We start from the raw sequence: 24,339 nt of genomic DNA on the forward strand, positions 1-24,339 counted from the left end.
CGCCATAGCACAAGGGCAACCACAAGCCCACAGGCAAAGCCCCCAAGCCCTGCCCTAAAATCCACCCCCCGGCTACATGGGCGCGCAGCGCCTGGCCAAGGGCCCCACCCGATGAATGCTCCGACCGCGTTGAACACGCTGTTGGCACAGGCCGCAGAGCCTGTCCGACTGCGCGAGATCCCGTACAACTACACCAGCTTCTCCGATCGAGAGATCGTGATTCGCCTGCTGGGCGAACGCGGCTGGGACCTGCTCCAGACCCTGCGCGCCGAGCGCCGCACCGGCCGATCGGCGCGCATGCTCTACGAGGTGCTGGGCGACATCTGGGTCGTGCAGCGCAACCCCTACCTTGTCGACGACCTGCTCGACAACCCGCGCCGCCGGGGCCAGCTGGTCGATGCCCTCAAGCATCGCCTGACCGAAGTCCAGAAGCGCCGCACCCCCGACAGCGACCTGCCGCGCGACCAGCTCGTGGGCGAGCTGACGCACCTCGTGGGCAACGCGGTGTCCACCTTCGACACCATGTTCCGCGACGTCGCCGCCCTGCGCCGCAAGGCCACGCGCGTGCTGCGTCGGCTCACGGCCAAGGACAACATCAAGTTCGACGGCCTCTCGCGCGTGTCTCACGTGACCGACGCGACCGACTGGCGCGTCGAGTACCCCTTCGTCGTGCTGTGCCCCGACACCGAGACCGAGATGGCGCTGCTGGTGAAGGGCTGCATCGAACTCGGCCTGACCATCATTCCGCGCGGCGGCGGCACCGGCTACACCGGCGGCGCGATTCCGCTGACCTGGAACAGCGTCGTCATCAACACCGAGAAGCTCGAGGCGATGACCGAGGTCGAGCACGTCTCGCTGCCCGGCCTCGAGCAGCCCGTGCCGACCATCTGGACCGAAGCCGGCGTGGTCACGCAGCGCGTGGCCGATGCGGCCGAGCGCGCGGGCTTCGTGTTCGCGGTCGACCCGACCTCGGCCGAGGCTTCGTGCGTCGGCGGCAACGTGGCGATGAATGCCGGCGGCAAGAAGGCCGTGCTGTGGGGCACCGCGCTCGACAACCTCGCCTCGTGGCGCATGGTCACGCCGCAGGCCGAGTGGCTCGAAGTGACCCGCATCGGCCACAACCTCGGCAAGATCCACGACACCGAGCGCGCCGTGTTCGAGCTGCAGTACTACGCGGCTGATGGCAAGACGAAGCTGCGCACCGAGCACCTCGACATCCCCGGCAAGACCTTCCGCAAGGAAGGCCTCGGCAAGGACGTGACCGACAAGTTCCTCTCGGGCCTGCCGGGCATCCAGAAAGAAGGCTGCGACGGCCTCATCACCAGCTGCCGCTGGGTCGTGCACCGCATGCCCGCCCACACGCGCACGGTGTGCCTCGAATTCTTCGGCAATGCAAAAGACGCGGTGCCCAGCATCGTCGAGATCAAGGACTTCATGTTCGCCGAGCAGAAGCGCTCGGGCGTGCTGCTGGCGGGCCTCGAGCACCTGGACGACCGGTACCTGAAGGCCGTGGGCTACGCCACAAAGTCGAAGAAGCACGGCGGCCTGCCGAAGATGGTGCTGTTCGGCGACATCGCGGGCGACGACGCCGACGCGGTGGCCCGCGTCACCTCGGAAGTGGTGCGCATTGCCAACTCGCGCAGCGGCGAAGGCTTCATCGCCATCAGCCCCGAGGCGCGCAAGAAATTCTGGCTCGACCGCAAGCGCACGGCGGCCATCAGCAAGCACACCAACGCCTTCAAGATCAACGAAGACGTGGTGATCCCGCTGCCGCGCATGGCGGAGTACAGCGACGGCATCGAGCGCATCAACATCGAGCTGTCGCTGCAGAACAAGCTCGCGCTGACCGACGAGCTCGAAACCTTCCTCACGCGCGGCAACCTGCCGCTGGGCAAGACCGACGACGCGCACGAGATCCCGGCCGCCGAGCTGCTCGAAGACCGCGTGGCGCAGGCCGTTGCGCTGGTGCAGGAGACGCGCACGCTGTGGGCCGGCTGGCTGCAGAACGTCGACGCGTTGTTCCCGCAGCTGCAGGACCACAGCCTGCGCGCCAGCTGGAAGACGCAGTTGCGCCAGCCGCTGCAGGACATCTTTCCGGGGGCCGAGTTCGCGCCGATCCTGGCCGAGTGCACGGCCATCCACAAACGCGTGCTCAAGGGCCGCGTGTGGGTCGCGCTGCACATGCACGCGGGCGACGGCAACGTGCACACCAACATTCCTGTGAACAGCGACAACTACGACATGCTGCAGACCGCGCATGCCGCGGTGGTGCGCATCATGGCGCTGGCGCGCAGCCTGGACGGCGTGATCTCGGGCGAGCATGGCATCGGCATCACCAAGCTCGAGTTCCTGAGCGACGAAGAACTGAAGCCCTTCACCGACTACAAGAAGCGGGTCGACCCCGAAGGCCGCTTCAACAAGGGCAAGCTGCTGCGGGCGCCCGCGGGCGAAGCCGTCGCGCTGCACGCCGACCTGACCAACGCCTACACGCCGAGCTTCGGCCTCATGGGGCACGAGTCGCTGATCATGCAGCAGAGCGACATCGGCGCCATTGCCGACAGCGTGAAGGACTGCCTGCGCTGTGGCAAGTGCAAGCCGGTGTGCGCCACGCACGTGCCGCGCGCCAACCTGCTCTACAGCCCGCGCAACAAGATCCTTGCGACCTCGCTGCTGGTCGAAGCCTTCCTCTACGAAGAGCAGACGCGGCGCGGCATCAGCATCAAGCACTGGGAAGAGTTCGAGGACGTGGCCGACCACTGCACCGTGTGCCACAAGTGCCTGACGCCGTGCCCGGTGAAGATCGACTTCGGCGACGTGTCGATGAACATGCGCAACCTGCTGCGCAAGATGGGGCAGAAGAGCTTCCGTCCCGGCAACGCGGCCGCGATGTTCTTCCTGAACGCGACCAACCCGCAGACCATCAAGACGGTGCGCGCGGGCATGGTGGGTGTCGGCTTCAAGGCGCAGCGCCTGGCCAACGACCTGCTGCGCGGCCTTGCGAAGAAGCAGACCGGCGCGCCGCCGGCCACGCTGGGGCCTGCGCCGATCAAGGAACAGGTGATCCACTTCATCAACAAGAAGATGCCGGGCAACCTGCCGAAGAAGACGGCACGCGCGCTGCTCGACATCGAGGATGCCGACTACGTGCCGATCATCCGCAACCCGAAGTCGACCACGTCCGAAACCGAGGCGGTCTTCTACTTCCCGGGGTGTGGATCGGAGCGGCTGTTCTCGCAGGTCGGTCTGGCGACGCAGGCCATGCTCTGGCATGCGGGCGTGCAGACGGTGCTGCCGCCGGGCTATCTGTGCTGCGGCTATCCGCAGCGCGGCAGCGGCCAGTTCGACAAGGCCGAGAAGATGATCACGGACAACCGCGTGCTCTTCCACCGCGTGGCCAACACGCTCAACTACCTCGACATCAAGACGGTGGTGGTGAGCTGCGGCACCTGCTACGACCAGCTGCAGGGCTACCAGTTCGACAAGATCTTCCCGGGATGCCGGATCATCGACATCCACGAGTACCTGCTCGAAAAGGGCATCACGCTGGCCGGTGCGGGCGGTGGTGGCTACCTGTACCACGACCCCTGCCATTCGCCGATGAAGCAGCAGGACCCGATGAAGACGGTGAAGGCGCTGGTTGGCGACAACGTGCTCAAGAACGACCGTTGCTGCGGCGAGTCGGGCACGCTGGGCGTGTCGCGGCCCGACATCTCCACGCAGATCCGCTTCCGCAAGGAAGAAGAACTGAAGAAGGGCGAGGCCGCACTGCGCGAGAGCGGCAACGTCGGTGCGACCGACAACGTGAAGATCCTCACCAGCTGCCCGAGCTGCCTGCAAGGCCTCTCGCGCTACGGCAACGACCTGAACAACGGCCTGCTCGAAGCCGACTACATCGTGGTCGAGATGGCCAACAAGATCCTCGGCAACGACTGGATGCCGCAATACGTGGCCGCCGCCAACCAGGGTGGCATCGAACGGGTGCTGGTATGAAGGTGCAAGGCTGTCCCTTGTGCGAAGGCCCCGGTGGCCGTGTCGTGTTCGAGGGCGCGAAGCTGCGCGTCATCCATGCGGAAGAGGCCGGGTTCCCGGCGTTCTATCGCGTGGTCTGGCGCGCGCATGCGGCGGAGTTTTCCGATCTCGAAGCGTCCGACCGCGTGCTGTGCGTGGAGGCCGTGACGGTGGTCGAGCAATGCCTGCGCGAGCACCTGAAGCCCGCCAAGATCAACCTGGCCGCGCTCGGCAACATGGTGCCGCACCTGCATTGGCACGTGATCGCGCGCTTTGCGGACGACAGCCATTTCCCCGGCTCGATCTGGGCGCCGGTGCAGCGCGAAGTGAATGCAGCGCAGCAGGCGCAGGTGGCCGCGCGCCTGCCGGCCATCGAGGCTGCGATGATCGAGCGTCTGGTCACGAGGAGCTTCTGATGGCAGGTTTGAAACCGGGCGCACCGACGCCGCAATCGATCACCGTGCACGGCCAGTCGCGCGTGCTCGAAGTCGGGTTTTCGGATGGCGCGACCTTTCGCATTCCCTTCGAGCTGATGCGCATCTATTCGCCGTCCGCTGAAGTGCAGGGCCATGGCCCGGGGCAGGAGATCCTGCAGACCGGCAAGCGCGAAGTCGAGCTGGCCAACCTGGAGCCGGTCGGCAACTACGCGGTGCAGCCGACCTTCAGCGACGGGCACAACACCGGCATCTACTCGTGGGACCTGCTCTACGAACTCGGTGCGAAGCAGGCCGAGTTGTGGGCCGAGTACGAGCGGCGCCTTGCCGCGGCGGGTGTCGATCGCGACACGCCGATGATCGACAAGAGCGGCCACGCCTGCAGCAGCCACTGAGGTCCGGCTTCGGGTCGCCGTGCTATTGAAAAGATAGCCCTACAGGCAGGAAGGGCGCGCGTTTCGACGCGCCCGTGTTTGAATAAAAAAGCAACAAATGTCCGCCGTACGTGCGGGGTCGTCAGCTTGATGTGCGTGCTTCCGGCCTAACATCGGTTGCATGAGCACCACACACTTCGGCTTCGAGAAGGTCGACGAAAGCGAGAAGGCGAAACGCGTTCGCGGCGTCTTCGACTCGGTAGCCTCGCGCTACGACGTCATGAACGACCTGATGTCGGTCGGCCTGCATCGCGCCTGGAAGGCCTACACCGTGATGGTGGCGAACGTGGGCGAAGGCTCGCGCGTGCTCGACATCGCGGGCGGCACCGGCGACCTCGCCATGGCCTTCGCCAAGAAGGTCGGCGCCACCGGCCAGGTGGTTCACACCGACATCAACGAAGCCATGCTGCGCACCGGCCGCGACCGTCTGCTCGACGCCGGCGTGTCGCTGCCCACCATGGTTTGCGACGCCGAGAAGCTGCCCTTTCCCGACAACCACTTCGACGTGGTCACGGTGGCCTTCGGCCTGCGCAACATGACGCACAAGGACATCGCGCTCAAGGAAATGAACCGCGTGCTCAAGCCGCGCGGCAAGTTGCTGGTGCTCGAGTTCTCGAAGGTCGCGAAGCCGCTGGCCAAGGCCTACGACTGGTACTCCTTCAACGTGCTGCCGCGGCTGGGCAAGCTCGTGGCCGGTGACGATGCGAGCTATCGCTATCTCGCCGAATCGATCCGGATGCATCCCGCGCAAGAGGAGCTCAAGACCCTCATGAAAGAGGGCGGTTTCGGACATGTGGACTATCACAACATGACGGGTGGCGTGGCTGCCCTCCATGTTGGAATCAAGTGTTGATGAGGCGAATCTTTCGCTCAAGAGGAGACGACATGAAGAGTTTGGGTACTTTGTTTTTGGCGGCTGCAATGGTGCTGGGCAGTGTCCAGGCTGAAGCCGCTCGCATGGGCGGTGGCAAGTCCATGGGGCGCCAGTCGTCCAACGTGACGCAACGCCAGGCCACGCCGCCGGCAGCGCCCGGCGCACCCGCGCAACAGAACGCCACCAACGCCGCAGCAGCCAAGCCCGCAACGCCGGCCGCGGCTGCCGCACCGAAGCGCCCGTGGGGTGCCATGCTCGGCGGCCTCGCCGCGGGCCTGGGCCTCGCATGGCTTGCGCATTCGCTCGGCCTCGGCGCCGGCTTCGGCAACATCCTGCTGATCGGCCTGCTCGTGCTGGCCGGCGTGGTGGTGTGGCGCATGATCAAGGCGCGCTCGCAGCAAGCTTCGGGCGCCAATCGCCAGGGCGGCTTCGCATTCCAGGGCGCAGGCGGCAGCCCGAGCAACGCCACCGCACCCGTGCAGTACAGCCCGGCCAACGTGGGCAACGACGCATCGGCCCGTCCGTGGGAACGCAATGCCACGGCCTTCGACAGCACGCCCGCAACGGATGCGGACCGTCATGGCAGCAGCCTCTCCGCAGCAGGCGCTGCGGCCGGTGGCAGCATGATCGGTTCGGCTCTGGCAGGCTCGCAAGCCTGGGGCACGCCCGCCGGCTTCGACGTGGAAGGCTTCCTCGGCGCAGCCAAGCGCAACTTCGTGACGCTGCAGGATGCATGGGACCGCGCCGATGTGTCGACGCTGCGTTCGATGATGACCGACAGCATGGTCGACGAGATCCGCACGCAACTGGCCGATCGCGCCAGCCACACGGGTGGTGCCTCGAACAAGACCGAAGTCGTGATGCTCGACGCCAAGCTGCTCGGCATCGAAGAGCTGCCCGATGCCTACATGGCCAGCGTGGAGTTCTCCGGCATGATCCGCGAAGACGCCTCGGCAGGCCCGGGTCCGTTCCGCGAAGTCTGGAACATGACCAAGCCGACCAGCGGCAACAGCGGCTGGCTGGTGGCCGGCGTGCAGGCTCTGCAGTAAACAAAAAGCTGAAGCGCGGCCGTCACAGGGCCGCGACAGTGACGGGATAATGGGGACCATGGCTACACCATCGTCCCCTTTTTCTTTTCTCGGCGACCTTTTCAATCGCATCGGCGAACGTCTCCAGCCTCCGGGCTGGGCGGTCCACGAGATCCAGCACCGCGCGGTCCTGTTCCTGAACCACGTGCTGCAGCAGGAGCCCGAGGCCCAGCAGCGGCTGCTGCGCCAGCAGGGGCGGGTGGTTCGCTTTCAGTGGCGCTTCGTGACGATGGAACTGGTGGCCACGCCAGCCGGCCTGCTCGACCTGGCCCCTGAAGGTTCGGTCCCCGAACTCACCCTGACCGTGACCGACGAATCCCCCTTCGACCTGGCCCGCGCCACGCTGCGCGGCGACAAGCCTTCCGTGCAGATCGTCGGCGACGTGCAATTGGCCGCCGAGGTCAACTGGCTGGTCGACCACGTGCGCTGGGATGTCGAGGACGACCTTGCGCGCCTGATCGGCGATGTGCCCGCGCACACCATCGGCAGCGGCGTGCGGCGCGTCGTGGGCGCGCTGCGGCAGTTTGTCGGCGACCGTACGGCGCGCGCCGGCGGCTCGGCGGGCAACGCCGAATGAGGCGCTTCTACCGCGGCCTGTTCATCGTCTGGGTCGCGCTGCGCTACGGCCTCGACGAGCTGGTGCTCTCGAGCTTCCAGAAGCCCTGGCTGCGCGTGGTCACGCGCGTCGTCTCGTTCGGGCGCAACCTCGATGCACCACGCGGCCAGCGGCTGCGCGAAGCCCTCGAACGGCTCGGCCCCATCTTCGTGAAGTTCGGCCAGGTGCTGTCGACTCGGCGCGACCTGCTGCCCCCCGATATCGCCGACGAGCTCGCCTTTCTGCAGGACCGCGTGCCGCCGTTCCCGTCGTCGGTGGCCATCGCGACCATCGAGCGCGCATTCCGCCGTCCGGTGGGCGACGTCTTCGTGCAGTTCGACGAAACCCCGATTGCCAGCGCATCGATTGCGCAGGTGCACTTCGCGACCATCCGCACCAACCAGGGCGAGTTGCGCGACGTCGCGGTCAAGGTGCTGCGGCACAACATGCGCGGCGTGATCGAGAAAGACCTGGCGCTGATGGCCATGATGGCCGGCTGGCTCGAGAACCTGTCGGCCGACGGCAAGCGCCTGAAGCCGCGCGAGGTGGTCGGCGAGTTCGACAAGTACCTGCACGACGAGCTCGACCTCGTGCGCGAGGCGGCCAACGCGGCGCAACTGCGCCGCAACATGGCGTCGCTCGATCTGGTGCTCATCCCCGAGATGTTCTGGGACTTCTGCCACCCCGAAGTCATCGTGATGGAGCGCATGAACGGCGTGCCTATCGCGCAGATGGACCGCCTGCGCGCTGCCGGCGTCGACATTCCCAAGCTGGCGCGCGACGGCGTCACGATCTTCTTCACGCAGGTGTTCCGCGACGGCTTCTTCCACGCCGACATGCACCCCGGCAACATCCAGGTGAGCCTGGAGCCCGAGACCTTCGGGCGCTACATCTCGCTGGACTTCGGCATCATCGGCACGCTGACCGAGTCGGACAAGGAGTACCTCGCGCAGAACTTCGTGGCCTTCTTCCGGCGCGACTACAAGCGCGTGGCCGAGCTGCACCTCGAAAGCGGCTGGGTGCCCGTGGGCACGCGCATCGACGAGCTGGAGGCCGCGATCCGCACCGTCTGCGAGCCGTACTTCGACCGGCCCCTGAAGGAAATTTCGCTCGGCATGGTGCTGATGCGTCTCTTCCAGACCTCGCGCCGCTTTCACGTCGAGATCCAGCCGCAGCTGGTGCTGCTGCAGAAGACCCTGCTCAACATCGAGGGCCTGGGCCGCAACATCGACCCCGAGCTCGATCTCTGGGCCACGGCCAAGCCCTTCCTCGAGAAGTGGATGGTCGACCAGATCGGCCCCAAGAAGCTGTTCCAGCAGCTCAAGGCCGAGGCACCGCGCTACGCCAAGCTGCTGCCGCAATTGCCGCGCCTGTTGCACGATTTCCTTGAAAATCGCCCCGCGGACAACCGCCGCGAATTGCTCGAACTGCTGGCCGAGCAAAAACGCACCAACCGGCTGCTGCAGGCCATCGTCTACGGTGGCATAGGTTTTGTATTGGGTTTGCTCGCCATGCAGTTGCTGGTGCGCGTGCGCCTCTTCTGACTGCCAGCCAACCCCTTGCGCCCCATTTTTTCCGGAGGATAAGTCCCATGAAATCGATGTCGCTGCGTCCCGGCCGGGTTCTCGGTGCGCTTGCCGTTGCCGCCGCCGTGCTGGGCACGGCCGCTGTCCGTGCCGAGGAAGAGAAGGTCCTCAACATCTACAACTGGGGCGACTACATCGCCGCCGACACCGTCGCGAACTTCGAGAAAGAAACGGGCATCAAGGTCCGCTACGACCTGTTCGACAGCAACGAGGCGCTGCATGCCAAGCTGGTCGCGGGCATGAGCGGCTACGACATCGTCGTGCCCGGCTCGCACTTCGCCAAGATGCAGATCCAGGCCGGCCTGCTGCAGAAGCTGGACAAGTCGAAGATCCCGAACCTCGCCAACCTTGATCCGGCGATCCAGGCCCAACTGGCCAAGATGGACCCGGGCAACGACTACATCGTCGACTGGCTCTGGGGCTACACCACGGTGGGCATCAACGCCGACAAGGTCAAGGCCGCGCTGGGCAGCATGCCCATGCCCGACAACGCCTGGGACCTGGTCTTCAAGCCCGAGTACGCCTCCAAGCTCAAGGGCTGCGGCATCTCTTTCCTCGATACGGCTTCCGAGATCCTGCCGATCGCGCTGAAGTACATCGGCAAGGACCCGCGCAGCAAGGACCCGGCCGACTACAAGGCCGCGGGCGACATGCTCAAGGCCGTGCGGCCCAGCGTGACGCGCTTTTCCGGCTCGGGCTCCGACTACATCGACCAGATGGCCAAGGGCCAGCTCTGCGCGGTGATCGGCTGGTCGGGCGACATCATGATCGCCAAGGACAAGTCGGCCAAGGCGAAGAATCCGCAGAACCTCGAGGCGCTGGTGCCCAAGAGCGGCGGCCTTCTGTTCTTCGACACCATGGCCATTCCCAAGGATGCCAAGCATCCGGAGAACGCCTACAAGTGGATCAACTACATCCTGCGGCCCGAGGTGCATGCGTCGCTCACCAACAAGGTGTTCTATGCCAACCCCAACAAGGCGGCGATGAAGTTCGTCAACCCGGCGCTGGCCAAGGACAAGGCGGTGTTTCCGCCCGAGGCCGCGCTCGCCGGAATGATTTCGCCGGACACGCCCGACCAGGCCACGCTGCGGCTGATCACGCGCACCTTCACCAACTTCAAGGCCAACCGCTGACCGCGCCGATAGAGTCGTTATGAGTGTTCCCAACGAGGCAGGCGCCTTCCTGCGCATCGAGGCCGTCACCAAGGATTTCGGTGACTTTCGCGCCGTCAACGAAGTCAGCCTGGACGTGGCGCGCGGCGAGATCTTCGCCTTGCTCGGTTCGTCGGGCTGCGGCAAGAGCACCTTGCTGCGCATGCTGGCGGGCTTCGAGCTGCCTTCGTCGGGGCGCGTGGTGCTCGACGGCAACGACCTCGCGGGCCTGCCGCCGTACAAGCGGCCGGTGAACATGATGTTCCAGTCGTACGCGCTGTTTCCGCATCTCACGGTCTGGGACAACATCGCCTTCGGCCTGCGCCGCGACAAGCTGCCCAAGGCCGAGATCGCCGCCCGCGTCGACGAGATGCTGCGCCTGGTGCAGCTCACCACTTTCGCCAAGCGCAAGCCGCACCAGCTCTCGGGCGGGCAGCAGCAGCGCGTGGCGCTGGCGCGCAGCCTGGCCAAGCGACCCAAGCTGCTGCTGCTCGACGAGCCGCTGGGCGCGCTCGACAAGAAGCTGCGCGAAGCCACGCAGATCGAGTTGGTCAACATCATCCGGCAGGTCGGCGTGACCTGCGTGATGGTCACGCACGACCAGGAAGAGGCCATGACCATGGCCTCGCGCATCGCCGTCATGAGCGAAGGCCGCTTCCTGCAGGTCGGTGCGCCGGCCGACGTGTACGAAACCCCGGCCACGCGCTTCGTTGCCGACTTCATCGGCAACGTCAACCTCATGGAGGGCAGCGTGGTGGCGGACGAGGCAGACCACGTCGACATCCAGTGCGCTGACGTGCTGCACCGCGTCGGCCACGGGATCACCGGCTACGAAGGGCAGACCGTCACGGTGGCGGTGCGGCCCGAGAAGATCCACCTGAGCCCCAGCGAACCCGAGGGCACGCACAACAAGGTGCGGGGCACCGTCGAGGCCTCGTCCTATTTCGGCCTCTACACCGTCTACCACCTGCGGCTGGCAAGCGGCGGCGTGCTGAAGGTCAACGTCGAGAACGAGACCCGCCACCGCGACGGCCTGCCCGAGCAGGGCGATGCCGTCTGGGCCCATTGGCTGCCGACCTCGCAGGTCGTGCTGACGCAGTGAGCAAGGGGGCGTCCGTGGCTTCCGCCACCGCCGGCCAGGACCGGCCCCGCCGCCTGCAGGGGCGGCAGCTCGTGATCGGCGTGCCCTACCTGTGGCTGCTGGTCTTCTTCCTGCTGCCTTTCCTGATCGTCCTGCGCATCAGCTTCTCGGAGATGGATGGCGCAAAGATCAGCGACCTGATCGGCTGGGCCGACCAGCAGCTGACGCTCACGCTGAAGCTGCAGAACTACATCACGCTGTTCCAGGACGACCTGTACTTTGCGACCTACGGCTACTCGCTGATCTACGCGGCGGTCACGACCCTGATCTGCCTGTGCATCGGCTACCCGTTTGCCTACTTCATGGCCCGCGCCAGGGCGAGCCTGCAGCCGCTGCTGCTGATGGGCGTGATGCTGCCGTTCTGGACCAGCTTCCTGCTGCGCGTCTACGCCTGGAAGGGCTTGCTCGATGCGCAGACCGGCTGGGTCGGGCAGGCGCTGGCGTACCTGCATGTCGACCGAGTGCTGTTGCCACTGGGCCTCATTCCCTCGGCCGGGCAGTTCATGTACAGCCCGTTCTCGCTGGTGCTGGGCATGGTCTACACCTACCTGCCGTTCATGGTGCTGCCGCTGTACGCCACGCTTTCCAAGATGGACCTGCGGCTGCTCGAGGCGGCGCAGGATCTCGGCGCGACGGCCTGGCAGGCCTTCTGGCGCGTCACCGTGCCGCTGTCGCGCAGCGGCATCGTCGCGGGCGCCATGCTGGTCTTCATTCCCTGCGTGGGCGAGTACGTCATTCCCGAACTGCTGGGCGGCCCGCAGACGCTGATGATCGGCCGCGTGTTGTGGGACGAGTTCTTCTCCAACAACGACTGGCCGATGGCCTCCAGCGTGGCCGTGGTGATGGTGCTGCTCATCATCGTGCCGCTGGCGCTGCTCAACAGCAGCCAGGCGAAAGCCAAGGCCAGGTCGAAGGGGGAGGCCGCATGATCGCCACGCCAGCCGCCCGCTGGACCAGCCGCATCTGGCTGTTGCTGGGCTTTGCGTTCCTCTATCTCCCGATCGTTGCGCTGATCGTCTTCAGCTTCACCGATTCGCCGGTGCCCAATGTCTGGGCCGGCTTCAGCCTGCGCTGGTACCACAAGCTGGTCGGCGACGACGAGATCCGCGAGGGCCTGTTCGTGTCGCTGCGCATCGCGGCGGGCACCGCCACAGGCGCCGTCCTGCTGGGAACCCTGGCCGCCTTCGCGCTGGAGCGCTTTCCCCGGTTCCGGGGGCGCACGGCCTTTGCAGGCATGGTCAACGCGCCTTTGGTGATGCCCGAAGTCATCGTCGGGCTGTCGCTGCTGCTGATGCTGGTGTCGGCCCAGCGCGTGTTCGGCTTCCCGGAGCGAGGGCTCACAACCATCTGGCTCGGGCACATGCTGGTCGGCATGGCCTATGCCACGGTGGTGATCGGCGCCCGCCTGCGCGATCTCAACCCGCAGTACGAAGAGGCGGCGCAAGACCTGGGCGCCCGTCCGCTGCAGGTGTTCTTTTTGGTGACGCTGCCGATGATTGCGGAGTCTCTGCTGGCGGCCTGGCTGCTGAGCTTCACGCTTTCGCTCGACGACGTGGTGATGTCGGCCTTCCTGTCGGGGCCCGGCTCGACCACCCTGCCGCTCGTCATCTTCTCGCGCGCCCGGCTGGGGCTCGACCCGACGGTCAATGCCCTGGCCACGGTGGTGATCGTGCTGGCGGCGATCTTCGTGGTGGCCTCCAGCTACCTGATCGCCGCGCGGGAGCGGCGCCGGTACAGGGAGGGGCAGGCGGCTCTGGGCGCAGGCTAGGGCCTCTCGCGCCTATAATCGAGGGCTTTGCGAGCGGCAGCTGCGCCGCTTTTTTGATCCCAATCTCCATGCCCATCTACGCCTACAAGTGCAGCGCCTGCGGCTTTGCCAAAGACGCCTTGCAAAAGATGTCCGATGCGCCCCTGACGGTGTGTCCGGCGTGTGGCGCGAGCGCGTTCGAAAAACAGGTCACGGCCGCCGGCTTCCAGCTCAAGGGCTCGGGCTGGTACGTGACCGACTTCCGTGAAGGCGGCGGCAAGAAGGCCGAGACCGCCACGGCACCCGTTGCCAGCGACGGCGCCAAGTCCGCCGAGTCTTCCTCTTCCTCCGCCGCTGCGCCGAGCCCCGCTCCGGCGCCCGCGGCACCGGCTCCCGCGCCGGCCGCTGCCGCCAAGAGCGGCGACTGATCGACCGCCATGCTCGCCCTGCGCAAATGGTTGCTGTCCGGCTTGCTGGTCATCGTGCCGCTGGTCATCACGCTCGGCGTGCTGAACTGGATCATCGGTACGCTCGACCAGACGCTGTGGCTGCTGCCCGAGCAGTGGCAGGTCTGGCTCAGCGACCACCGGGTGCGCGGCCTGGGCGTGCTGCTCACGCTGGCCATCCTGCTGGTGGTGGGCGCCACCGCCAGCAATTTCGTCGGCAAACGCCTGCTCGGCTGGGGCGACGCCGTGGTGCGGCGCATTCCGGTCGTGCGCTCGATCTACTCCAGCGTCAAGCAGGTGTCGGACACGCTGTTCTCCGAGAACGGCAATGCCTTCCGCACCGCGGTGCTGATCCAGTGGCCGCGCGAAAACGTCTGGACCATCGCCTTCGTGACCGGCGCGCCCGGCAATGAAGTCGCGGAACACCTCGGCGGCGAAGAATTCCTCAGCGTCTACGTGCCGACCACGCCCAATCCCACGGGCGGCTACTTCGTGATGCTCAAGCGCAGCGACTGCATCGAACTGAAGATGAGCGTGGACGAAGCGCTCAAGTACATCGTCTCGATGGGGGTGGTCGTTCCGGGCGGCCCCACCACGGTGGCAACCAAGCCATCCAACTCATAAAAACGAACGCGCCCGAACGGCGCCGGAATTGATCCCTATGGCCATGCGTACTCACTATTGCGGTCTTGTGACCGAAGCCCTGTTGGGCCAGACCGTTACCCTCTGCGGCTGGGTCAACCGTCGCCGCGACCACGGCGGCGTGATCTTCATCGACGTGCGTGACCGCGAAGGTTATGTGCAGGTGGTGTGCGACCCCGATCGCGCCTCCACCTTCGGCGTGGCCGAAAACCTGCGCAACGAGTTCTGCGTGCAGATCACGGGCCTGGTGCGCGCGCGCCCCGAAGGCACGACCAACGACAGCCTCAAGAGCGGCAAGATCGAAGTGCTGTGCCACGAGCTGAAGGTGCTGAACCCTTCGGTCACGCCTCCGTTCCTGCTGGACGACGACAACCTGTCGGAAACCACCCGCCTCACGCACCGCGTGCTCGACCTGCGCCGCCCGGCCATGCAGCGCAACATGATGCTGCGCTACAAGGTGACGATGGAAACGCGCAAGTTCCTCGACGCCAATGGCTTCATCGACATCGAAACCCCGATGCTCGGCAAGTCCACGCCTGAAGGCGCGCGCGACTACCTCGTGCCCAGCCGCGTGCACGACGGCAGCTTCTTCGCGCTGCCGCAGTCGCCCCAGCTCTTCAAGCAGCTGCTGATGGTGGCCGGCTATGACCGCTACTACCAGATCGTGAAGTGCTTCCGCGACGAAGACCTGCGCGCCGACCGCCAGCCTGAATTCACGCAGATCGACATCGAGACCTCGTTCCTCGCCGAAGAAGAGATCCGCGAGATGTTCGAAGGCATGATCCGCAACGTCTTCCGCAACGCCGCGGGCATCGACCTTCCGGTGTTCCCAACGATGACGTACGGCGACGCCATGTTCAAGTACGGCTCCGACAAGCCCGACCTGCGCGTGAAGCTCGAATTCACCGAACTGACCGAGCTGATGAAGCGCGTCGAGTTCAAGGTGTTCTCGAACGCCGCCACCATGGTGGGCGGCCGCGTCGTGGCGCTGCGTGTGCCTGGCGGCGGTGCCGAAGGCGGCCTGTCGCGCGGCGAAATCGACGCTTATCAAGAGTTCGTCAAGATCTACGGCGCCAAGGGCCTGGCCTACATCAAGGTCAACGACGCCGCTGCCGGCCGCGAAGGCCTGCAAAGCCCGATCGTCAAGAACCTGGACGACAACACGCTGGCCGAGATCATCGCCCGCACGGGTGCCCGCAACGGCGACATCCTGTTCTTCGGCGCCGACAAGGAAAAGATCGTCAACGACGCCATCGGCGCGCTGCGCATCAAGATCGGCCACAGCCCCTTCGGCAAGAAGAGCGGCCTGTTCGACGACCGCTGGGCGCCGCTCTGGGTGGTCGACTTCCCGATGTTCGAGTTCGACGAGGAAGGCCAGCGCTGGAGCGCCGTGCACCACCCGTTCACTGCACCGAAGGACGGCCATGAAGACCTCATGGACACCGCCCCCGAGAAGTGCATCGCCAAGGCCTACGACATGGTGCTCAACGGCATCGAGATGGGCGGCGGTTCGGTGCGTATCCACCGCGAGGAAGTGCAGAGCAAGGTGTTCCGCGCGCTGAAGATCAGCGCCGAAGACGCACAGCTCAAGTTCGGCTTTTTGCTGGACGCGCTGCAGTACGGCGCACCGCCGCACGGCGGCATCGCCATCGGCCTGGACCGCCTCGTGATGCTCATGACCGGCGCCGAGTCGATCCGCGACGTGATCGCCTTCCCCAAGACCCAGCGCGCGCAGGACCTGCTGACGCAGGCGCCGAGCCCGGTCGACGAGAAGCAGCTGCGCGAACTGCACATCAAGCTGCGCAACACGCCTCAAGCTGCCGCCTGATGCCGTCATGACGACAGGCGCCCGGCCCTGGAAGATCCCGGAGTCGGTGCTTGTCGTGATCCACACGCCGGCGCTCGACGTGCTGCTGATCCGGCGCGCCGACGCTGCCGGGTTCTGGCAGTCGGTCACCGGCAGCAGGGACACCGCCGACGAACCCTTCGCGCTCACGGCGGCGCGCGAGGTGGCAGAAGAAACCGGCATCCAGTGCGGCCAGGGCAGTGCGCTCGCGTCGCAACTGGTCGACTGGCAGCTGAGCAACATCTACGAGATCTACCCGCGCTGGCGTGTCCGCTATGCACCGGGCGTCACGCACAACACCGAGCACCTGTTCGGCCTGTGCGTGCCCGAGCGGCTCGAGCCCACGCTCGATCCGCGCGAGCACACCGACTGGCAGTGGCTGCCGTACCACGAAGCGGCCGACGCCTGCTTTTCCCCGTCGAACGCCGAAGCCATTCTGTTGCTGCCAGAATTTGCGCGATGAACCAGCCGGCAGCACACAACCTCCGGGTCGCAACCTACAACATCCACAAGGGTGTGCAGGGCATCGGGCCCGCGCGGCGGCTCGAAATCCACAACCTCGGCCACGCCATCGAGCAGCTCGACGCCGACATCGTCTGCCTGCAGGAAGTGCGCAAGATGAACCGCCAGGCCGCCGCCCGCTTCGCGCGCTGGCCCGAGTTGCCGCAGGCCGATTTCCTGGCGCCCGAGGGCTATACCGCCGTCTACGAGACCAATGCCGTCACCCGCCACGGGGAGCATGGCAATGCGCTGCTCACGCGCTGGCCGGTGATCCGCACGAGCCACCAGGACATCTCAGACCACCGTTTCGAGCAGCGCGGACTGCTGCATGCGGTGATCGAGGTCGAGGGGCTGCCGGTGCATGCCATCGTGGTGCACCTGGGCCTCATCAAGGGCAGCCGCGTGCGGCAGATCGCCCGCCTGCGCGAGTTCATCGACCGCGAGGTGCCGCCCGACGAGGCCGTGGTGGTGGCGGGCGATTTCAACGACTGGGGCGCACGCATGCGCTACGCCATGAACGCCATGGGCCTGCGCGACACCAGCGACCTGCGCGGCCCGCGCACGCTCACCTACCCCTCGCGCCTGCCGGTGGCGCAGCTCGACTTCGTCTACGGGCGCAAGCTGGAGCCGCTCGCCTGCGCGGTGCCGCGCGGTCCGATCTGGGCCCGCATGTCTGACCACCTGCCGCTGGTGGCGGATTTCTCGCTGGTCTAAGCTCGCCCCCAGGCTTCGCGCACTGCGTGTCGCTTCTCCAACCCCCTACCGGGGGCAACACCTGCGGCCCGGCGAAGCCGGTTCCGCGGTGTTCCCTTGGGCGGACGGGCAAAAAAGATCACTGATACGATGCACGGATGCTGAGGAAAACCGACGTCGAACCGCTCCCCGATCGAAAAAACGATGACGAGGGCACGCCCGTCTCCGTGAAGATCCGCGAGCGCCTGAATGCGGCGCACAAGCGCTTCAATGCCAACGACAACATCGCCGAGTTCATCGAGCCCGGCGAGCTGGAGGCGCTGCTCGACGAGGTCGAGGTCAAGATGAAGGGCGTGCTCGACAGCCTCGTCATCGACGTCGAGAACGACCACAACACCGGCAACACCGCCCGCCGCGTTGCCAAGATGTACCTGAACGAGGTGTTTCGCGGCCGCTACGTGGCGCCGCCCTCGCTCACCGAATTCCCCAATGCCGAGCACCTGAACGAGCTGATGATCGTCGGCCCGATCACCGTGCGCAGCGCCTGCTCGCACCACTTCTGCCCGATCATCGGCAAGCTCTGGATCGGCGTGATGCCCAACGAGCACACCAACGTGATCGGCCTGTCGAAGTACGCGCGGCTGGCCGAATGGGTGATGGGCCGTCCGCAGATCCAGGAAGAGGCCGTGGTGCAACTGGCCGACCTGATCCAGGAAAAGACCCAGCCCGACGGCCTTGCGCTCGTCATGGAGGCCGAGCATTTCTGCATGGCCTGGCGCGGCGTGAAGGAAATGGACAGCAAGATGATCAACTCCGTCATGCGCGGCGTGTTCCTCAAAGACCCAAGCCTGCGCCGCGAATTCCTGTCTCTCCTGCCAAGAAAGAGCTAAAGCCATGCTGGTCCGACTTCTCTACGCCAGCCGCGCCGTCGACACCAGCCCCGCGGCCATCGAGGCGATCCTCACGAAATCGCGCACGCACAACCCGGCCTGCGGCATCACCGGCATCCTCTGCTACGGTGCCGGCACCTTCCTGCAGGCCATCGAAGGCGGGCGCGACGCCATCAGCGATCTCTACGGCCACATCCAGCGCGATGCGCGCCATAAAGACGTCGTGCTGCTGCACTACGAAGAAATCTCCGAGCGCCGTTTTGGCGGCTGGACGATGGGACAGGTCAACCTCTCGAAGCTCAATGCCTCGACGTTGCTGAAGTATTCCGAGAAGCCTGAGCTGGACCCCTACAAGGTCTCCGGCAAGGTTTCGCTGGCGCTGCTCGAAGAGCTGATGGCCACTGCCGCGATCGTCGGCCGCCACTAGTCCTGTTTTCGTCGGGGTGCCGCTTTCCGCCTTTGCGCTGATCCTGCTTGCCGGGGTCATTCATGCCAGCTGGAACATCGCCGCCAAGAAGGCGAATGGCGATGCGCGCTTCGCGTTCCAGAGCGGCGTGTTCATGGCCATCGTGTGGGCGCCGGTGGGCATCGTGCTGGGCTGGAGCGTCGTGCCGACCTGGGGCCTGAAAGAGTGGGGCTTCATCACGCTGAGCGGCGTGCTGCACGTCTTCTACTACGTGGTCCTGCTGCGCGGCTACCGCAAGTCCGACCTCACCGTGGTCTACCCGCTGGCACGGGGTTCGGGGCCGCTGCTGTCGTCGCTGGTCGCGATCCTGTTCCTGGGCGAGAAGATCAGCCTCGTCGGCGTGGCAGGCATCTTCGGCGTGGTGCTCGGCGTGTTCCTCGTGGCCGGCGGCCCGCGCCTGTTTCACAAGAACCATGACCCGGCCCAGCGCGAGCGGGTGCAGAAGGGCATTCGCTATGGCGTGCTGACCGGCGCCTTCATCGCGGCGTACACGGTGGCCGACAGCTACGCGGTGAAGTTCCTGGCGATGTCGCCGATCCTGCTCGACTACATGGGCAACTTCGTGCGGCTCGTGCTGCTGCTGCCCGCGGCGTTGCAAGACCGCGCAACCACCGCGCGCATGTGGCGCGAGCAATGGAAGTACGCGCTGCTGGTGGCGGCGATCAGCCCCGTGTCCTATGTGCTCGTGCTCTATGCGGTGCAACAGGCGCCGATCTCGCACGTGGCGCCGGCGCGCGAGGTGTCGATGCTGTTCGCCGCGCTGATCGGCGGCCATCTGCTGCGCGAGGGCGACCGGCTGCTGCGCCTGCTGGGTGCGCTGTTCATCGCCGCGGGCGTGGTGGCGCTCGCATTGGGCTGAAGCCATGCTTTTCGGGTGCGACTTTTCGAGCGCGCCCACGGCGCGCAAGCCCATCGTGGTGGCGACCGGCGATCTGGCCGACCCGCACCGTGTCGTGCTGACGGGCCTGCAGCGCTTTGCAACGCTCGACGCATGGGGCGAATGGCTGCGGGCCACGCCCGATTGGGTCGGTGGCTTCGACTTTCCGTTCGGCCTGCCGCGCGAGCTGGTCGAGCACCTGCGCTGGCCTACGACGTGGCATGCGCTGATCACCCACTACGCCAGCCTGAGCCGCGCCGAGATTCGCGACACCTTCGCCGCGTTCTGCGCTGCGCGCCCGGTCGGCGGCAAGTTTGCGCACCGTGCGACCGACCTGCCCGCCGGCTCCAGTCCGTCGATGAAGTGGGTCAACCCGCCGGTGGCCTACATGCTCCATGCCGGCGTGCCGCGCCTGCTGGCGGCGGGTGCGCGCATTCCGGGCCTGCACGATGACGGTCGTCGCGGCCATCATGCTCATCGCGTGGCTCTGGAGGCCTATCCTGGCCTTTTGGCGCGCGAGCTGATCGGGCGGCGCAGCTACAAGAGCGACGACCTTGCCAGGCAGACGCCGGAGCGGCTCGTGGCGCGCAGCGATCTGCTGGCGGCCCTCGAGGCCGGCACCACCCGTCTCGGCCTGCGGCTCGGCGTTACCGCAAGCCAGCGCGCCGAGCTGCTGGCCGACGCGCGAGGCGACGACATCGATGCCGTGCTGTGCCTCGTGCAGGCCGCCTGGGGCTTCCAGCGCGCCGAAAGCCCTGGGCCCGGTCATGGTCTGCCGGCCGGTTTCGATCCGCTTGAAGGATGGATCGTCACGGCTTGAGCCTTCTTGTCCTACACCGCTTCGGGCTTCCGGCGGCATTCGCGGCAACCGGCCTGCACCTAGATTGAAAGCAGTGGGTCATACCGGCCCACGCGTTTCACCCCCCAAGCAGGAAGGAATCGAGATGAACAAGGACCAAGTGGCAGGCCGCGTCGAAGAGGCCAAGGGCAAGCTGAAGGAAGTCGCCGGCAAGATCGTCGGCAATGAAAAGCTCGAAGGCGAGGGCCTGGCGGACCAGGCGGCCGGCAAGGTGCAGAAGACCTACGGCGACGTCAAGGAAAAGGCCAAGGACGCGATCAAGTCGGGCGCCGACAAGCTCTGACCTCTGACCGAACGGGGTCGCGCGCCCGGTGCGCGCGGCCTCTTTTCCATTTCCCGTATTTCGTGAGCGACGGAGGACCCTGTGAACAAATCAAACCCCAACATCGCCATGCCGCATTCGCGCGCATGGCTCGCCGTGCTCGTGGCCGGCGCCGCGCTGACGCTGGCTGCCTGCGACAAGTCGGACAACCGCACCGCCGGTGAGAAGCTCGACAGCGCGGTCGCCAAGACCGAGCAGGCCGCCGACACCGCCGCCGCCAAGACGGAGCAGGCGCTCAAGGACGCCAAGGCCAAGGCCGATACCTCCGGCGTCACCGCCGATGTGAAGGAAGGCATGGCCAACGCGAAGGAAGCCGCCAGGAACGCGGGCGCGGCCGTGAGCGCCACGGTCGACGATGCCGCCATCACCGCTTCCGTGACCGCGGGCCTGGCAAAGGACCCGGACCTGAGCGCGATCAAGATCGACGTCGACACCAAGGGCGGCGCCGTGAGCCTGAAGGGCCCCGCACCGTCGGCTGCCGCCAAGGCGCGCGCCGAAGAGATCGCCAAGGGCGTGCAGGGCGTGACCTCGGTGGACAACCAGCTCGATGTGAAGAGCTGATCGCCCCCGCCCTTGCGGCAGGCAGCAAAAAGCCCGGTCATCGACCGGGCTTTTTTTGTTGGGCACTTCTATGGATCGAAGGCGCCGTCAGGACGGGTCTTTGCGAGGCGGGTTGGCGGTCTTCTGCATCAACGTGTTGACGACATCGGCCACGTCGGATGTTTTCAGCACCGCAGCCAGCACCGCCGTGACGGACAGCAGCCGCCATGGCTTGGTGAGCACCAGCACCGCCCCGGTGGCCGCCGCGACCGCCATCAGCTTGACCGGCTCCGTGCGCGCGTAGTGCTCGAGCAGGGGGCGGGCCAATTGGCCGGCCGCGTGTGCGGGGTGGCGGCGCCACCAGCGCTGGACCACGCCGCGCGCGACCGAGCTCCAGACGTTGTCGCCACGGCGCTGCGCAGGCGCTTCGTCGTAGGCCGCTGCTGCGGGGCTGGCGTGGTGCGCGTATTCCAGGTCGTCGTCGGCCTCGCGCATCGGGCGGTACGCCTCGTCTTCACCGCCATTCAACTGTCGCACCAGCGCACGGCGCGAAATGGCGAGGCGCTGCTGCGGGGTCAGGGGAGAACGCTCAGTACCGGCCATGGTGGGCTCCGGCGTTGCGAAGGGCCTGCAGGTCGGCGTCGAGCTGCGCGCGCAGGTCTTCGAAATCGTGGCCCGGGTTGGGGCGCGTTGCATACCAGGTGCAGACGGCCGCGATCAACACGGCGACGCCCGGCACGATGACCAGCACCCAGTGAAAGCTGCCATGCAGCACGCCCAGCAGCACCGCCACGCCGATCAGCCCGAGCGCCAGCATGGCGCTCGCCGCTGCCAGCACGCCCGCGACAAGGCGAGCGGCAAGGCCGCGCCCCGCCTGGGCGGTTTCCTGCTTGACGAGGGCGGCGTAGTTGGCGACGTGTTCAGCGACGAGTTCCGGATGCCCGAGCACCGTGGAGAAGATCGGATGAAGCATGGTGCGGGGGAACGGTGGAACGGGCTGTCAGCGGATCAGTAGTCGTCCCGGCCGCGGCGGCTGGCCAGCACGATGAGTGCGGTGATGGCGGCGCCGGCAGCGGCGGCGATCAGCACCGAGCGCACCGGCTGGTCGGAGATGTAGCGGCCGGTCACGTCGGCGGCTTTCTCGATGCGGCGCTGCGCACGGGCGCTGGTGGTCGATGCGGCGTCCAGGCCGCGCTGCACGGCCTGCTGCACGCGGGCTGCCAGCTGCTCGACCGCCGGCTCGGTGTCGCGGCGCAGGTCGCGGACCTTTTCGCCCGCCGCATTCACCGCGTTCTGTGCATAGGCGCGGGTCGATTCGACGGCGTCGTTGGCGGTCTGGCGCGCGTCATCGGCAAGCTGCGAGGGGGTCTTGGTCGTGTTCATGTGAAAGTCCTTTTCGGGAAGATGAAATGCGGGAGCCTGTGGATCGTAACTACGCTACTTGCGTCGTAGCAAGCCGGCCAGGAAGCTGGCGATGGCAAGGACGGCGAAGATCACGAAAAGGATCTTGGCGATACCGACCGCGCTGGCGGCAATGCCGCCGAAGCCGAACAGCGCGGCGATCAGCGCGATGACAAGAAACACCACTGCGTAATGCAACATTGCGGAACTCCTTCGAGGATGCCCTCGTTGTTTTGATGAACGGCGATCCGGCCCCTCGGAACGAGGAAGCGGATGGCTTGGTGCAACCTTAATTGGCGCCCCGTCCGGGACCTGTCAGCGGCCGGGGACGCGGTGCGTAGGAGATGGCCGAGTCACTTCGCGTGGCCCCGCGCGACGCGCGCACGGGCCTTCAGGCGCTCGGCTTGACGACGGGCAGCATCGCGCTCAGTCGCGTGCCACGGCCCGGCGTCGATGTGACGGTGAGCTTGCCCCTGGCCGCTTCCACCCGGTGGCGCATGCCCGCCAGGCCGTGCGTCGAGGGCCGCATGCGCTGGGCGTCGAAGCCCTTGCCGTTGTCCGCCACTTCCACGATCACGTGGTTCTCGTAGTTCTTCATCACGATGGTGGCTTCGCTGGCCTCGGCGTATTTGCCGATGTTGGTCAGGCTTTCCTGCACCATGCGGTAGATCGTGAGCTGGCGCGACTCGTCCATGGTCACCGGTTCCAGCGCCATCTCGATCTCCAGGCCCGAGCGCTCGGCGAACTCGCGGCCCAGGATTTCCAGCGACGCGACCAGCCCGAGGTTCGACAGCGAGGAGGGCCGCAGGTCTTCGATGATGCGGCGCTTGAGCGCGATGCCGCTGTTGAGCAGCTCGGTCAGATGCTGCAGGCGCTGGATGGCGTCGGGCGAATCCGCCAGCCGCGACTTGAGCCGCGCCACGTCGAGCTTGGCGGCGGTCAGCAGCGAGCCCAGTTCGTCGTGCAGTTCGCGCGCCAGGTAGCCGCGCTCGGTTTCGCGCACGTCCTGCAGGTGGGTGGCCAGCTCGGCCAGCGAGGCGGTGCGCTCGCGCACTTCGTCTTCGAGGGCGTTGCGCTCGCGTTGCAGGGCCTCCTGCTGCCGCTCGCCGATGGAGCGCAGCGCATGGGTCTGGCGCAGATAGAGAAAGAAGGCGAGCAGCGCGGCCAGCGCCACGATGGCCGTGCCGATGCGGGCAAGCTGCAGTGACTTGAGCACCTGCACCTGGCTCTGGTGCAGGGTCTCGTTGCTGATCTTGACCAGTTCGCCCGCCGTGGCGCGGATGGCGTCCATCTCTTCGCGGCCGACGTCGGTGGTGATGACGAACTTCCAGGCGTCTTCCTTGCCGTCCTGGCGCAGCCGCACGCTCATGTCCATCTCGGCGATCTTGCGCAGCACGTGCTTCGACAGCTCGGCCAGTTGGGCGAGTTCGGCCGGCCGGTCGGCATACAGCTGGCGCAGGTTCGTGAGCTGGCCGTCAACCTGCTTGACCGCCGTGTCGTAGGGTTGCCGGTAGCTGGCTTCCCCGGTCAGCAGGTAGCCGCGCTGGCCGGTTTCGGCGTCGAGCATGTTCTGCAGGATCTGGTTGAGCGTGCCGCGCACCAGCTGGGCCTCGTTGATGTCGGCCAGGGCACGGCTCGACTGCCGATAGCCGGCCTCGTTGATGCCGACGAGGGCCAGCGCAGCCAGCGCCGCGAGCAGGAGGCTCACGGCCATTCTTGGAGGGGCTAACCAGTGCATGAAACTTTCAAATCCGCTTGCGACGCAAGTTCGTGAATAATTGATAACAATCAGGGACCG

27 protein-coding genes are annotated in these 24,339 nt (G+C 66.4%); 22 read left to right on the forward strand and 5 right to left on the reverse strand.

Annotation, left to right across the window (positions count from 1 at the left end; translation table 11 throughout):
• Nucleotides 1-111: 111 nt before the first annotated feature.
• From BLQ28_RS07340 to BLQ28_RS07445, 22 genes are all read left to right on the forward strand, one after another.
• A complete protein-coding gene (locus BLQ28_RS07340) occupies nt 112-3,990 on the forward strand; it encodes a DUF3683 domain-containing protein (RefSeq protein WP_093238061.1) in 3,879 nt (1,292 codons plus the stop codon).
• Nucleotides 3,987-4,424, forward strand: coding sequence for an HIT family protein (locus BLQ28_RS07345; protein ID WP_093238063.1), 438 nt, complete (start codon nt 3,987-3,989; stop codon nt 4,422-4,424). The genes BLQ28_RS07340 and BLQ28_RS07345 overlap by 4 nt, the downstream gene beginning before the upstream one ends.
• Nucleotides 4,424-4,837, forward strand: coding sequence for a gamma-butyrobetaine hydroxylase family protein (locus BLQ28_RS07350; protein ID WP_093238064.1), 414 nt, complete (start codon nt 4,424-4,426; stop codon nt 4,835-4,837). Before BLQ28_RS07345 ends, BLQ28_RS07350 begins: the two co-directional genes overlap by 1 nt.
• A 160-nt stretch (nt 4,838-4,997) precedes the next feature.
• Complete coding sequence (gene ubiE, locus BLQ28_RS07355) at nt 4,998-5,729, forward strand: bifunctional demethylmenaquinone methyltransferase/2-methoxy-6-polyprenyl-1,4-benzoquinol methylase UbiE (protein WP_093238066.1); 732 nt, start codon at nt 4,998-5,000, stop codon at nt 5,727-5,729.
• 32 nt (nt 5,730-5,761) lie between these two features.
• On the forward strand, nt 5,762-6,799 hold the full coding sequence (locus BLQ28_RS07360; protein ID WP_093238067.1) for a Tim44 domain-containing protein: 1,038 nt from the start codon (nt 5,762-5,764) through the stop codon (nt 6,797-6,799).
• A gap of 58 nt (nt 6,800-6,857) precedes the next feature.
• A complete protein-coding gene (locus BLQ28_RS07365; RefSeq protein WP_093239367.1) occupies nt 6,858-7,415 on the forward strand; it encodes a ubiquinone biosynthesis accessory factor UbiJ in 558 nt (185 codons plus the stop codon).
• On the forward strand, nt 7,412-8,977 hold the full coding sequence (gene ubiB / locus BLQ28_RS07370; RefSeq protein ID WP_093238069.1) for a ubiquinone biosynthesis regulatory protein kinase UbiB: 1,566 nt from the start codon (nt 7,412-7,414) through the stop codon (nt 8,975-8,977). Before BLQ28_RS07365 ends, ubiB begins: the two co-directional genes overlap by 4 nt.
• A gap of 47 nt (nt 8,978-9,024) precedes the next feature.
• Nucleotides 9,025-10,152 (forward strand): polyamine ABC transporter substrate-binding protein, encoded by a 1,128-nt coding sequence (locus tag BLQ28_RS07375; protein ID WP_093238070.1) that lies wholly within the window; start codon nt 9,025-9,027, stop codon nt 10,150-10,152.
• Nucleotides 10,153-10,171: 19 nt separating this feature from the next.
• On the forward strand, nt 10,172-11,272 hold the full coding sequence (locus BLQ28_RS07380; RefSeq protein ID WP_093238071.1) for an ABC transporter ATP-binding protein: 1,101 nt from the start codon (nt 10,172-10,174) through the stop codon (nt 11,270-11,272).
• Nucleotides 11,273-11,286: 14 nt separating this feature from the next.
• The gene (locus tag BLQ28_RS07385) at nt 11,287-12,240 is read left to right on the forward strand and encodes an ABC transporter permease (protein WP_093238072.1); all 954 of its coding nucleotides are present in this window, start codon (nt 11,287-11,289) and stop codon (nt 12,238-12,240) included.
• Nucleotides 12,237-13,079 (forward strand): ABC transporter permease, encoded by an 843-nt coding sequence (locus BLQ28_RS07390; protein ID WP_093238074.1) that lies wholly within the window; start codon nt 12,237-12,239, stop codon nt 13,077-13,079. The genes BLQ28_RS07385 and BLQ28_RS07390 overlap by 4 nt, the downstream gene beginning before the upstream one ends.
• Nucleotides 13,080-13,147: 68 nt before the next feature.
• The gene (locus BLQ28_RS07395) at nt 13,148-13,486 is read left to right on the forward strand and encodes an FmdB family zinc ribbon protein (RefSeq protein ID WP_093238075.1); all 339 of its coding nucleotides are present in this window, start codon (nt 13,148-13,150) and stop codon (nt 13,484-13,486) included.
• A gap of 9 nt (nt 13,487-13,495) precedes the next feature.
• Nucleotides 13,496-14,128 carry a DUF502 domain-containing protein gene (locus BLQ28_RS07400; RefSeq protein WP_093238077.1) on the forward strand — a complete coding sequence of 211 codons (633 nt, stop codon included), beginning with the start codon at nt 13,496-13,498 and terminating at the stop codon, nt 14,126-14,128.
• A 37-nt stretch (nt 14,129-14,165) separates the two neighbouring features.
• Complete coding sequence (aspS, locus tag BLQ28_RS07405) at nt 14,166-15,974, forward strand: aspartate--tRNA ligase (protein WP_093238078.1); 1,809 nt, start codon at nt 14,166-14,168, stop codon at nt 15,972-15,974.
• Nucleotides 15,975-15,981: 7 nt separating this feature from the next.
• Complete coding sequence (nudB, locus tag BLQ28_RS07410; RefSeq protein ID WP_093238080.1) at nt 15,982-16,455, forward strand: dihydroneopterin triphosphate diphosphatase; 474 nt, start codon at nt 15,982-15,984, stop codon at nt 16,453-16,455.
• Nucleotides 16,452-17,207, forward strand: coding sequence for an endonuclease/exonuclease/phosphatase family protein (locus tag BLQ28_RS07415; protein ID WP_093238081.1), 756 nt, complete (start codon nt 16,452-16,454; stop codon nt 17,205-17,207). The genes nudB and BLQ28_RS07415 overlap by 4 nt, the downstream gene beginning before the upstream one ends.
• A 137-nt stretch (nt 17,208-17,344) precedes the next feature.
• Complete coding sequence (gene folE, locus BLQ28_RS07420) at nt 17,345-18,076, forward strand: GTP cyclohydrolase I (RefSeq protein WP_093238083.1); 732 nt, start codon at nt 17,345-17,347, stop codon at nt 18,074-18,076.
• Between the two features lie 4 nt (nt 18,077-18,080).
• A complete protein-coding gene (locus BLQ28_RS07425; RefSeq protein ID WP_042579580.1) occupies nt 18,081-18,503 on the forward strand; it encodes a BLUF domain-containing protein in 423 nt (140 codons plus the stop codon).
• Nucleotides 18,504-18,519: 16 nt separating this feature from the next.
• Nucleotides 18,520-19,401 (forward strand): DMT family transporter, encoded by an 882-nt coding sequence (locus tag BLQ28_RS07430; protein WP_093238084.1) that lies wholly within the window; start codon nt 18,520-18,522, stop codon nt 19,399-19,401.
• Between the two features lie 4 nt (nt 19,402-19,405).
• Nucleotides 19,406-20,239: a DUF429 domain-containing protein gene (locus tag BLQ28_RS07435; RefSeq protein ID WP_093238086.1), complete on the forward strand. Its 834-nt coding sequence runs from the start codon at nt 19,406-19,408 to the stop codon at nt 20,237-20,239.
• 124 nt (nt 20,240-20,363) lie between these two features.
• Entirely contained in the window at nt 20,364-20,561 is a 198-nt protein-coding gene (locus BLQ28_RS07440) for a CsbD family protein (protein ID WP_093238087.1), read from the forward strand.
• A gap of 108 nt (nt 20,562-20,669) precedes the next feature.
• Nucleotides 20,670-21,161 carry a BON domain-containing protein gene (locus tag BLQ28_RS07445; protein ID WP_093239368.1) on the forward strand — a complete coding sequence of 164 codons (492 nt, stop codon included), beginning with the start codon at nt 20,670-20,672 and terminating at the stop codon, nt 21,159-21,161.
• Nucleotides 21,162-21,248: 87 nt separating this feature from the next.
• On the opposite strand, the gene BLQ28_RS07450 is transcribed toward BLQ28_RS07445, so the two are convergent.
• The 5 genes from BLQ28_RS07450 to BLQ28_RS07470 form a co-directional block, all read right to left on the reverse strand.
• Complete coding sequence (locus tag BLQ28_RS07450) at nt 21,249-21,743, reverse strand: hypothetical protein (protein WP_093238089.1); 495 nt, start codon at nt 21,741-21,743, stop codon at nt 21,249-21,251.
• Nucleotides 21,730-22,113, reverse strand: coding sequence for a phage holin family protein (locus BLQ28_RS07455; protein WP_093238090.1), 384 nt, complete (start codon nt 22,111-22,113; stop codon nt 21,730-21,732). Before BLQ28_RS07455 ends, BLQ28_RS07450 begins: the two co-directional genes overlap by 14 nt.
• A 35-nt stretch (nt 22,114-22,148) precedes the next feature.
• On the reverse strand, nt 22,149-22,523 hold the full coding sequence (locus BLQ28_RS07460) for a hypothetical protein (RefSeq protein WP_093238092.1): 375 nt from the start codon (nt 22,521-22,523) through the stop codon (nt 22,149-22,151).
• Nucleotides 22,524-22,577: 54 nt separating this feature from the next.
• Complete coding sequence (locus BLQ28_RS07465; RefSeq protein WP_013543146.1) at nt 22,578-22,742, reverse strand: DUF1328 domain-containing protein; 165 nt, start codon at nt 22,740-22,742, stop codon at nt 22,578-22,580.
• A 190-nt stretch (nt 22,743-22,932) separates the two neighbouring features.
• Entirely contained in the window at nt 22,933-24,255 is a 1,323-nt protein-coding gene (locus BLQ28_RS07470; protein WP_093238093.1) for a CHASE3 domain-containing protein, read from the reverse strand.
• Nucleotides 24,256-24,339 lie beyond the last annotated feature (84 nt).

This window comes from Variovorax sp. EL159 (assembly GCF_900100965.1).
Lineage (GTDB): Bacteria > Pseudomonadota > Gammaproteobacteria > Burkholderiales > Burkholderiaceae_C > Variovorax.

What these genes read in the sequence shown, in the direction of transcription:
- BLQ28_RS07365 (WP_093239367.1), top strand. Translation starts at nt 6,858, where the DNA reads ATGGCTACACCATCGTCCCCTTTTTCTTTTCTCGGCGACCTTTTCAAT.
- BLQ28_RS07400 (WP_093238077.1), top strand. Translation starts at nt 13,496, where the DNA reads ATGCTCGCCCTGCGCAAATGGTTGCTGTCCGGCTTGCTGGTCATCGTG.
- BLQ28_RS07445 (WP_093239368.1), top strand. Translation starts at nt 20,670, where the DNA reads ATGCCGCATTCGCGCGCATGGCTCGCCGTGCTCGTGGCCGGCGCCGCG.
- BLQ28_RS07350 (WP_093238064.1), top strand. Translation starts at nt 4,424, where the DNA reads ATGGCAGGTTTGAAACCGGGCGCACCGACGCCGCAATCGATCACCGTG.
- BLQ28_RS07455 (WP_093238090.1), bottom strand. Translation starts at nt 22,113, where the DNA reads ATGCTTCATCCGATCTTCTCCACGGTGCTCGGGCATCCGGAACTCGTC.
- BLQ28_RS07440 (WP_093238087.1), top strand. Translation starts at nt 20,364, where the DNA reads ATGAACAAGGACCAAGTGGCAGGCCGCGTCGAAGAGGCCAAGGGCAAG.
- BLQ28_RS07380 (WP_093238071.1), top strand. Translation starts at nt 10,172, where the DNA reads ATGAGTGTTCCCAACGAGGCAGGCGCCTTCCTGCGCATCGAGGCCGTC.
- nudB (WP_093238080.1), top strand. Translation starts at nt 15,982, where the DNA reads ATGACGACAGGCGCCCGGCCCTGGAAGATCCCGGAGTCGGTGCTTGTC.
- BLQ28_RS07435 (WP_093238086.1), top strand. Translation starts at nt 19,406, where the DNA reads ATGCTTTTCGGGTGCGACTTTTCGAGCGCGCCCACGGCGCGCAAGCCC.
- BLQ28_RS07425 (WP_042579580.1), top strand. Translation starts at nt 18,081, where the DNA reads ATGCTGGTCCGACTTCTCTACGCCAGCCGCGCCGTCGACACCAGCCCC.
- BLQ28_RS07360 (WP_093238067.1), top strand. Translation starts at nt 5,762, where the DNA reads ATGAAGAGTTTGGGTACTTTGTTTTTGGCGGCTGCAATGGTGCTGGGC.
- BLQ28_RS07375 (WP_093238070.1), top strand. Translation starts at nt 9,025, where the DNA reads ATGAAATCGATGTCGCTGCGTCCCGGCCGGGTTCTCGGTGCGCTTGCC.
- BLQ28_RS07415 (WP_093238081.1), top strand. Translation starts at nt 16,452, where the DNA reads ATGAACCAGCCGGCAGCACACAACCTCCGGGTCGCAACCTACAACATC.
- BLQ28_RS07460 (WP_093238092.1), bottom strand. Translation starts at nt 22,523, where the DNA reads ATGAACACGACCAAGACCCCCTCGCAGCTTGCCGATGACGCGCGCCAG.
- BLQ28_RS07340 (WP_093238061.1), top strand. Translation starts at nt 112, where the DNA reads ATGAATGCTCCGACCGCGTTGAACACGCTGTTGGCACAGGCCGCAGAG.
- BLQ28_RS07450 (WP_093238089.1), bottom strand. Translation starts at nt 21,743, where the DNA reads ATGGCCGGTACTGAGCGTTCTCCCCTGACCCCGCAGCAGCGCCTCGCC.
- BLQ28_RS07465 (WP_013543146.1), bottom strand. Translation starts at nt 22,742, where the DNA reads ATGTTGCATTACGCAGTGGTGTTTCTTGTCATCGCGCTGATCGCCGCG.
- ubiE (WP_093238066.1), top strand. Translation starts at nt 4,998, where the DNA reads ATGAGCACCACACACTTCGGCTTCGAGAAGGTCGACGAAAGCGAGAAG.
- folE (WP_093238083.1), top strand. Translation starts at nt 17,345, where the DNA reads ATGCTGAGGAAAACCGACGTCGAACCGCTCCCCGATCGAAAAAACGAT.
- BLQ28_RS07345 (WP_093238063.1), top strand. Translation starts at nt 3,987, where the DNA reads ATGAAGGTGCAAGGCTGTCCCTTGTGCGAAGGCCCCGGTGGCCGTGTC.
- BLQ28_RS07390 (WP_093238074.1), top strand. Translation starts at nt 12,237, where the DNA reads ATGATCGCCACGCCAGCCGCCCGCTGGACCAGCCGCATCTGGCTGTTG.
- BLQ28_RS07470 (WP_093238093.1), bottom strand. Translation starts at nt 24,255, where the DNA reads ATGGCCGTGAGCCTCCTGCTCGCGGCGCTGGCTGCGCTGGCCCTCGTC.
- ubiB (WP_093238069.1), top strand. Translation starts at nt 7,412, where the DNA reads ATGAGGCGCTTCTACCGCGGCCTGTTCATCGTCTGGGTCGCGCTGCGC.
- aspS (WP_093238078.1), top strand. Translation starts at nt 14,166, where the DNA reads ATGGCCATGCGTACTCACTATTGCGGTCTTGTGACCGAAGCCCTGTTG.
- BLQ28_RS07395 (WP_093238075.1), top strand. Translation starts at nt 13,148, where the DNA reads ATGCCCATCTACGCCTACAAGTGCAGCGCCTGCGGCTTTGCCAAAGAC.